The sequence below is a fragment of the Citrobacter sp. wls718 genome, from assembly GCF_005280945.1.
In the GTDB taxonomy this organism is placed as follows: domain Bacteria; phylum Pseudomonadota; class Gammaproteobacteria; order Enterobacterales; family Enterobacteriaceae; genus Citrobacter; species Citrobacter gillenii.
In genome coordinates, this window is the sequence record NZ_SZWV01000034.1 from 90,506 (window position 1) to 90,997 (window position 492).

Genomic DNA, 492 nt, shown 5'->3' on the forward strand with positions numbered 1-492 from the left:
CATGCGCTCATGCACCACTGGAAGAGTTAAATGTCTCCCAGCACACATCGCCTGAAAGACTAGTCAGGATGATGGTGATGATGGTGTTTAAATTGAGCGCGTGTCATAAAATTTTCTCGATGAATGTTTATTCATTTGATGTCTTTTAACCTAAACCACTTTAGTCACCGAAAGCAAGGGCTTTTTTTGATCATTAATTCATTTCATATTGATACTATGAATTGTCAGCCACCGTGGGCTGGCGTAGCCTTGGGTAACAGGCCACAAGTCAGGAGAGAAGGCATGAAAAAGGTCGCAATTGTCGGGTTAGGTTGGTTAGGCATGCCGTTAGCCATGTCGCTGGCGGCGCGAGGCTGGCAGGTCACCGGCAGCAAAACCACGCTGGATGGGGTGGAAGCGGCCCGTATGAGCGGTATCGAAAGCTACTCGCTGCGCCTTGAACCTGAGCTGGTGTGCGCGTCAGACGATCTCGATGCGCTGATGGATGTCGAT

General features: G+C 49.6%; 2 protein-coding genes and 1 other annotated feature. Of the genes, one reads left to right on the plus strand and one right to left on the minus strand.

Annotated elements, in window-relative coordinates:
- Positions 1 to 84: a sequence feature (His leader region), on the minus strand.
- Positions 60 to 107: a his operon leader peptide gene (gene hisL, locus FDW95_RS06090; protein WP_100250077.1), complete on the minus strand. Its 48-nt coding sequence runs from the start codon at positions 105 to 107 to the stop codon at positions 60 to 62. Its footprint overlaps the feature before it by 25 nt.
- Before the next feature lie 175 nt (positions 108 to 282).
- Between hisL and FDW95_RS23515 the strand changes: the two genes are divergently transcribed.
- On the plus strand, positions 283 to 492 hold a 210-nt coding region (locus FDW95_RS23515; RefSeq protein WP_249358931.1), incomplete at its 3' end, for an NAD(P)-binding domain-containing protein.